Genomic DNA, 6309 nt, shown 5'->3' on the forward strand with positions numbered 1-6309 from the left:
TTCTCCTGGTCGAAAGTGGTGATGCATTCACCGCCTGAACCTACCCCTGAAAAATCGTCTGGAAGTGACATAAACTCACACAGTTTCACATTTGCAGCCCGTAATTTCTGGGGTTAAAGGCCAAAAATGTGCGCCTTTCCGGCGGCGTGGTTATCTGACCCAGCCTTTTCGATGCCGCCCCCCATACTCACTACCGAGTAGCCACCAAGCCTGCATCCGCGGACTGCAGCTTGCCGTCAACCATCTCCACGATTCGGTCGGCACCGTGAAGCTGCCCCAGGTCGTGGGTGATGTACAGGGTGGCCACACCCATCTTCCGCGTCACATCCATAATCAGTCGCGTCACCGCCCCTGCACTCTTCTGATCCAAAGCCGCGGTCGGTTCGTCGACCAGCAGCACTTCCGGCTCATTCATCAGTGCGCGCGCAACATTGACGCGTGCCTGCTGACCACCGGAAAGCTGGCTCACGCGACGGTTTCCCAGCCCAGTCAGGCCGACTGCCTCTAGCAGCTCATCCGCGCGCTTCTCCGCTTCACGACGGCCACCCGCCGGCCACCCGAAAACACGGCCCAGTCGCCGCATTGCGATGAGCTGCTGCTTAACCGTCAGCGCTGGCAGAAGATTCGGCTGCTGGAAAACGATGCCGATGTGTTCGCGACGAATCTTGGCAGCATCCGCGCCTCGAGCGCTCAGATCAATGGCCTTCCTTTCCGCACTCTCGTCCGCGCCTGCACCGTTCGCGTCCTGCTTGTTGGAGTACAGCGTGACATGTCCGGTATCGGCACTCTTCAAACAACCTGCGATGGTCAACAGAGTCGACTTGCCGGAACCCGATGGTCCGACCAGTCCCACTACCTCGCCTGCCCGGATCTTCAGCGAGATGTCATCCAAAATGGTGCGTTTGTTGTCGCCATCTTGGACGGTCAGCGAGATGTTCTTCAGAGCGAGTGCCACGGGAGCCTGGTTGTCGATATAGGTAGTCATTTTGTCCTCAATTCCTCAATTCCTCAGTTGCAGGTTGTGCATGATTAACGCGATGTGAGTGTTCTGTGGGAAGCCGCCGTGCTAGGCCGTACTAACGAGCCACTACGCATTCGCCAATGCGGTGGTCGGATCGACGCGGAATACCGGCACCAGTGCCAGCAGCGCACCAACTACGCCGGTCACGGCCAGAATGAGCCCCGGCACGACGGTCGTGGAAGCATCGACCACAATTGGCATGACGTCGCCGCTCTGCAGAGCCCAGCCCGCCGCTGCAGTCACCGCAACACCGCCGCCGACTCCGATTGCCAGCACGGCCAGGACCTGCGCCAGAGAGTCAGCCACCAGCACGGAGCGGGACGCACCGAGCGCCGAGGAAATGGCCACACCACGCAGTCGTTGAACAGTCCACACTGTGAAGAACGCGCCTACCACCAGCGCAGAAATCACATACAGCATCGAGGTCATCGCGTTCAGCGAGGTCTGCTCGCCCTGATAGGAAGCCGACAGGTTATTGCGCTCGCCGTCGCGCAGAATTGTTCCTTCCGGGACATTCGGCAGCTGCGTCGCAGACTCGTCGACAACCATCGCCGCCGGCACCATCTGCCCCGGTGTCAGGTCTTCCATCACACCGCGCCCGGCATAAATGACCGCTTGGTGGTCCAACCACTTATCCCCCGCCACGCGCGCAACGGTGGCCTCGTGCTCGCCCATCGCGCCAGATAGGGTCAGCGAGTCACCTTCCGCAATGGCGGTTTCACCGACACCGTCGGTGACGGCCACCTGGTCGTCGTTAAGCGAAAAGTCGGAGATGACGGTGACGGGCGTTTCATCGACGCGCGCACGACTGACGTAGACATCGCGGACGTTTGCGCCGTTGTCGCTCGCCCACGTCTGGACGCTCTTTCGCGCCGTCTCGCCGATGCTTGACGACGACAGCGACGTGGCCCCCTCCGAGATGACGACGGCGTCGTTTTTGTCGTAGACCTCGTCCAGTGCGGAGACGGACTGGGCGGACAGGCCGGCGGCCAAAGCCGAGAGGAACGTGACCATCACAGCAATCATCCCGACGGTGATGGTGATCAGTGCGGCACGGCCTGGAGCGGCTCGAAGTTCTTTCATTGACTGGTACATACTCATTATGGTCGTGGATTCAAAGGCGGATTTAATCGCCAGGGAGGTTGAACTTCGTCTCCAACTTTCGGTTGATGTTGACAATTTCGGCTTGTCAGCGGTGTTTTGGCAGGTGGAACTGCCCTAAGCTCGAGAGCGTGGATACTCCTGAGACTCTGAACCGCAGCTGGCAATTACTGCGGTTTGCCCTGGATGTTTTGGTGCTGGTGCTGCTGGCGGTATGCGTGGTTCCGGATCCGCAGTGGCGAATCATCACCTATGCAGCGTGTTTTCTAGCGGTGTACATCGCAGGTTCGGTCGGGCCGATTGGTCGGGCTCGGCATGGCAACGTAGCCAACGAAGTCGCGCTGACTAAGCCGCGTGGCCTGCTGTTGGGCTGGCTTGTGATTCTGCTGCTGTGCTGGGCGGCGTTGGCGTTTGCAACGCTGGATGCCTCGTTCCTGGTTTTCCCACTGTTTTTCGTAATTTTGCAGGTAACCGGTGGCCTTATGGCCGTAATCATGGTGGCGGCGACAACGGCGACGGCAATTGGCGCTATCGCTATCCATACTCCGCTGACATTTGGTGGTGTCCTCGGCCCCATTCTGGGTGGGACGTTTGTACTCACGGTGGGGCTGGGGTTCCGGCTCCTGCAGAAGGAGACTATCGAAAAGACCAAGGCACTCGAGGAGCTCTCAGCTGCCCGCGCCCACTCGGAAGCACTGTCCCGTCGTGCCGGTGAGCTGGACGAACGTGCACGTCTCGCAGCGGATATTCATGACACCGTGGCGCAGGGGCTTTCCTCCATCCAGCTGCTGCTGCATTCGGTGGAGTCTCGCATGAAAAGTGCTCCTACCCAGCATGACCAGGCCTCGGTGGATTCGCTGCAGCTCGCCCGCAAGGTCGCGGCCGACAACCTCGCCGAGACCCGGCGTATCATCGCAGCACTTCAGCCGGCTCCCCTCGAAGGCGCAGACCTATCCGGTGCGTTGGAGAAAGTCTGCTCCTCCACGGTGCTGGGCGATGCTGTCAGCTTCTGCGTCGACGGCACACCCACGCGGCTGCCGGCCACCGTCGAAGCAACCATCATCAGGGTGGCCCAGGCGAGCTTGGCGAACGTCGTCAAGCATGCACACGCCACCCGCTGCCGTGTCACCCTGACCTACCAGCCCGACGAGATTCTGCTCGACTGCGTCGACAACGGCATCGGCTTCGACCCCACCGCACCAACTAACGACGACAGCGTGGGGATCGCCAACGCGCGCCGACGCGTGGAGAAGCTCGGCGGCACCTTCACCATCGAGTCGGAACCGGGGCGTGGTTGTGGTGTCAGCGTCAGCATCCCGCACGAGCTCGCCTCTTAAAGTCCCGCGCCTGGTATGCAGGTAGGAAACGACCATTCACATCACCCTAGGAGTTAGCCAGGTGACCAAGCCCATCGGAGTCCTCATCGCCGACGATCATCCCATCGTGCGCGCTGGTCTTCGCGCAGTCGTTGAATCGGCGCCGGATATCGTCGTGGTTGGCGAGGCGGCCAGCGGTGACGAGGCGGTCGAGAAGGTGCGCGCATCGCTTGACGACGACTCTTGCGACCACATCGATCTGGTACTCATGGACCTTCGCTTTGGTGAGGCCCCTGGCACTGCTACCCGCGCAGGCGGAGTTGATGCCACCGCAGCCATCCGCGCACTGGCCGGGCGCGGCGCAAAGGCTCCAGAAGTGTTGGTGGTGACCAATTATTCTTCGGACTCCGATGTGCTCGGCGCTGTCACCGCAGGCGCAGTTGGTTATCTGCTGAAGGATGCCGCTCCGGAGGAGCTCATCGATGGTATCCGTCGTGCCGTTCGCGGCGAGACCGTGCTGAACACACAAGTGGCCGGGCGCTTGATGGGTCGGATGCGCAACCCCAATACAGCACTAACCCCGCGCGAACTCGAAGTGCTCGAGTTGGTCGCGCGGGGTATGTCGAATAGAAAAATTGCAGAACAGCTGGTGCTCACCGAAGCGACTGTGAAATCGCATCTGGTACATATTTTCACCAAGCTAGACGTCAGCTCCCGCACCGCGGCTGTTGCTCGGGCGCAGGAGCTGGGAATGTTGGGTGATTAGGAAACGGACTAACCCGCGTGGCTTAAATGATGGCCTCACTTAGAGGACATGGACTACCAAGAGCTGGTCTCGTCGGCGTTGCCCTTCTTCCAGGTCTCCCACGGGATGTTCCAGTCACCGAGTCCATCAACACCGGAGAGCGTCTCACCAATCGTATTCTTCACAATCACGATGTCACCGCGCTTAGTGTTGTCCAGGAACCACTTAGCGTTGGCGTCAGTGACGTTGATGCAGCCGTGAGACTGGTTGACGCTGCCCTGTGCCCACGTTGACCACGGTGCACCGTGGACGTAGATACCGGAGTAAGACATCTGCGTTGCATAGTTAACCGGCGTGACGTAGCCACCGTTTTCCAGAGACAGGCCGTAGGTACGAGAGTCCATCACCATGGTCTCGTTGCGATCACCGATGATGTACTGGCCATTCGGAGTCGGGTGAACATTCGACCCCATAGAGATAGGCATGGAGTTTACGACTTCACCGTTCCTCTTAATGACCATGGTCTTCGTCGCGTCATCAGCGATAGCAATGACTTCATCACCGATAGTGAAGCTGGTTTCGGCGGACTCCGCACCGTACATATCGTCACCAAGATCCGTGCCGTAAATATCGGACTTCACGGTAACCTTGGTCCCCGGCTTCCAGTACTCCTTTGGACGCCAGCGCACCTCACTGTTATTCAGCCAGTAGAAAGCGCCTTCCACCTTAGGCTCGGTGGTCACCTTAATTGCTTCCTCAGCAGCCTTGCGGTCCGAAATACTCGCGCTGAATTTCACAGCAATAGTCTGACCGACACCCACGGTGGAACCATCCAGCGGGGACAGGTAACCATTTACCTGAGAAGTCGGCTCGACGGTGGTGAAAGAAGTAGCCAGCTTTTCTGTGCCCGAGGTGGCGTTAATCTCATAGGTCTTTGAGTAGCCCAGGGGTTCTGCAGTGGTCCACTTGGTACCACTGGAGTCGAGCTTGCCCTTGACCTCTTTGCCCTCAGGGTTGGTCATAACAACCTTGTCCAGGCGATGTCCCTCTTCCACCTGAACCGAAATCGGGTCAACCACCGAAACATCGGTGGCGTCGTCCTTCACACTGGCGACAAGACCAACGTCTGGCTTCTCCGCCTCTTGCTGCTCGGCATTATCTCCGCCGACGGTACAAGCAGCTAGCGAGATGGTGGTCGCAAATGTCACCACCGCCATCGACAGGCGCTTAAAAGATTGCCGCATGATCGTGCTTCACTCCAACAGTGCAATTATTAAGTAGTAAGTCCCGGGGACACACTGCGACACACAGCGGAGTCCTGCTACAGCCCCTGGTGCGCCCTCGAAAAAGGTCAGACTGCCCTGCAGCGGCACTAGCCACCGATAAAACGCTCGCCCTAACTGAAAAGCCTTATTGACTGCCCAATCGCAGTCATCAACCCCTCACAGGGCGCAGCACGCAAAGTAGCCCAACGGTTCCTACAGTTAACCCTCTGGAAAATTGCTGTGCAACCCCAAAAAACCGGGGCACTTCAACCGACCTGGGAAAACAGCGCCCCCTTGAAGCTGCGTTACCGAAAAGTAATCAGTTCGCTATTCAAAAGTGCCACCGGACGCTTCCGGACGTTACTGAACACTGTCGAACGTAACTCCGACATCTATGCACACTCCCAACGTCGATGGCATTGATACAGGCCCTACCCCACTTTGAGGATTTCCAAACTTTTTTTGAACTTTTTTCAAACGGTTGCGCAAAACCTTTCAAAAAACATGCAAAAACATCAATTCAAAAACAGCATCTGACCAGCCGATTTTACAAACAATCAGAAACCTGGTTATATATCTTCTCGTTGCCGGCGAGGAGCTCACACAGAGAGCACCAAGCAGGAAACAGTAAGCGCCATTAGCTCAACTGGCAGAGCAGCTGACTCTTAATCAGCGGGTTCGGGGTTCGAGTCCCTGATGGCGCACAATACAGACCGGGAAGGTAGAAATACCCTCCCGGTCTTTTTGTTGCATAACAAGCGTAGGGGGTTAAGTAGCAAAAAGTGGGGTTAAGGGTCAAAATGTGTGTCTGGCTCGGCGTGTCGCGGGGGTTAGATTTGGCCTTTTTGAATGCCGATTGAG

5 protein-coding genes and 1 tRNA gene are annotated in these 6309 nt (G+C 58.1%); 3 read left to right on the forward strand and 3 right to left on the reverse strand.

Features of this window, described 5'->3' with window-relative positions; all coding sequences use genetic code 11:
• Positions 1-190: 190 nt before the first annotated feature.
• Positions 191-985, reverse strand: coding sequence for an ABC transporter ATP-binding protein (locus tag QP981_RS10980; protein WP_069359094.1), 795 nt, complete (start codon positions 983-985; stop codon positions 191-193).
• A gap of 102 nt (positions 986-1087) precedes the next feature.
• A complete protein-coding gene (locus tag QP981_RS10985) occupies positions 1088-2104 on the reverse strand; it encodes an FtsX-like permease family protein (protein ID WP_284858016.1) in 1017 nt (338 codons plus the stop codon).
• A 149-nt stretch (positions 2105-2253) separates the two neighbouring features.
• Here QP981_RS10985 and QP981_RS10990 point away from each other — a divergent pair, with 149 nt between their 5' ends.
• Both QP981_RS10990 and QP981_RS10995 read left to right on the forward strand, forming a co-directional pair.
• Complete coding sequence (locus QP981_RS10990) at positions 2254-3459, forward strand: sensor histidine kinase (RefSeq protein WP_284858015.1); 1206 nt, start codon at positions 2254-2256, stop codon at positions 3457-3459.
• 61 nt (positions 3460-3520) lie between these two features.
• The gene (locus tag QP981_RS10995) at positions 3521-4204 is read left to right on the forward strand and encodes a LuxR C-terminal-related transcriptional regulator (protein ID WP_080969579.1); all 684 of its coding nucleotides are present in this window, start codon (positions 3521-3523) and stop codon (positions 4202-4204) included.
• A gap of 53 nt (positions 4205-4257) precedes the next feature.
• Here QP981_RS10995 and QP981_RS11000 read toward each other — a convergent pair whose 3' ends face one another.
• The gene (locus QP981_RS11000) at positions 4258-5427 is read right to left on the reverse strand and encodes a L,D-transpeptidase (protein WP_049172917.1); all 1170 of its coding nucleotides are present in this window, start codon (positions 5425-5427) and stop codon (positions 4258-4260) included.
• 652 nt (positions 5428-6079) lie between these two features.
• Between QP981_RS11000 and QP981_RS11005 the strand changes: the two genes are divergently transcribed.
• Positions 6080-6152: transfer RNA gene (locus QP981_RS11005), tRNA-Lys, on the forward strand.
• Positions 6153-6309: the final 157 nt, after the last annotated feature.

The organism is Corynebacterium sp. MSK047, assembly GCF_030232285.1.
GTDB lineage: Bacteria > Actinomycetota > Actinomycetes > Mycobacteriales > Mycobacteriaceae > Corynebacterium > Corynebacterium jeikeium_D.